This window comes from Streptomyces sp. 3N207 (assembly GCF_052246355.1).
In the GTDB taxonomy this organism is placed as follows: Bacteria; Actinomycetota; Actinomycetes; order Streptomycetales; family Streptomycetaceae; genus Streptomyces.
Map to the genome: position 1 here is coordinate 1 of NZ_JBQQBV010000059.1, position 1863 is coordinate 1863.

General features: G+C 68.1%; 1 protein-coding gene. It reads right to left on the reverse strand.

The features are described 5' to 3' along the window. Positions 1-264: 264 nt before the first annotated feature. Positions 265-1464 carry a hypothetical protein gene (locus tag ACTWP9_RS36600; RefSeq protein ID WP_443250636.1) on the reverse strand — a complete coding sequence of 400 codons (1200 nt, stop codon included), beginning with the start codon at positions 1462-1464 and terminating at the stop codon, positions 265-267. Positions 1465-1863 lie beyond the last annotated feature (399 nt).

The window sequence follows — 1863 nt, forward strand, 5'->3', positions numbered from 1 at the left end:
GGGTGGGGCACGCGCCCGCAGCCCCGCACGGCGGGACGGGGGCAGGCCGCCGGTGGGCCGTGGCGGCGGCCGGCGACATAGGCGGGCGGCGGGTACGGATCCCGGCCCGCAGGCGCGGCGGCGGGCGGTGGCAGCGGCGTTCGGTGACGCCCTCGAACCCACTGCACATGCCGCACAACCACAACAGACCCCGGCGTCACCCTGGAGCGCCGAGGCCACCAACCAGTCAGCCGTTGCCCACCGAAGCGGGCAGCGGACGAGACATCACGCCGTTGCCACCGCCGGGGCGCCCACTTCCTGATGCCGGACCCCCACGGGAAGCGCTCGGACCCGCTGGCACCACGCGGTGCTCTGAGTCACCACGAACAACAGAACCGCGCCTGCGAGCATCGCCCACAACCCGAACTGGGCCAGGCCCGCTCCAACAACGAAATTGCCCACCGAACTCCCCGACCTGCCAATGGAACCGCTGACGGCCATCGTTCGGGCCTGGAGCTCCTTCGGAGGCAACAGGCCGTTGATCGCCTGGAGCTGCGCGTACGGGGCCGACCCAGAGATACCGGCAAGGATCCAAACCACGGCGACCTGCCAGACCGGCACGACGACGCCCAGCGCACCCAAGCCCAGCACGGCCAGCTGAGCCACGATGGCGACGTACGCCACCGTCAGAATCTTCCAGGGCTGCACCCGCTCGCCCACACGCATCGCTAGCAGGGCTCCCGCGATGCCCGCGAACGCGGACGCGCTGACGATCGTCGCGACCGCCCCCATGCTGGCACCGGTCTCCTTGGCCCACATGGGCAAGGCCACTCCGTTCAACGGAGCAATCAGCCCCTCGACGACGAACAGCATTCCGTTCACCCTGCGGAGCGTGCGGTTCTTCCAGACGTAGGCGACGCCGCTACCGAGGCTCTTCCAGTACCCGCCCGGCTCTGCCGGAACAGGAGTCTCCATGTCGCGCGGCAGGGCGAAACCGGCGATGAGAGCATTCACCTTGAGCAGGGCCGCAGCCCCGATCACGCCCACCAGGACGTACGACGACGCAAACGCACCGAGCGTAGGCCCGAAAGCCTGACTCGTGATGATCGCCGCGGAATTGAAAGCGAAACCTCGCTGAGGCGTGAGCCCGACGTACATCGCCGCCTTCGGCGAGATGGTGTCCTTGGCGAGGGTGTTTGCGCCGCCCGCACCCCCCAGCACAGCCATGGCTCCGATCAGCACCAGGATGGGGGGCTCGTCCATACCGACGAGCACGGCGATCCCCACCGCGCAGACCGTTTGGACCGCCGCGGCAACCCACTCGGTCCGTCGCGCCCCGATCTGGTTGATCACCGGGCCGAGAAGAAAGCGGACAACAAATGCGGTGCCCAGCAACGCACCGCCTGTCGCGCCGCTCATGAACGGGTCACCAGTCACTGAGAAGACGAACATCGGCACGATGAGCATGATCGACCACTCGGCCAAACCTCCTGCGAAGGTTGCGCCTTGCGCCCACGCCACGGGGCTGAAGTGCCTTGCGTACGACATACGCAGGGCCAAGCCGTTCCAAGCCACGGCTGAACCTCCCAAGCTCCATAAGGAGCCCGGGAACCCATGACGGATTGACCCGACGGGTTCCACGGTGCCCCACCGGGGGTGTCCCGGCAGGGGGGCCCGGACAGATGCCGGAGGTACCGGGGTGCGGCGAAGCAAGCCCCGGTACCTCCGGCATCTGTCAAGCTCCTGTGCCGGGACACCCCCGGTGGGATGTCGGGACGTGCCGCACCCACGGGACTTCACGTGGATTTGGGATTTGCGGCAGTGGACCTTGATGACCCGAGAAGGAAGATGTCGCGGACATGAAGCAGCTACTGCGGGTGGGGG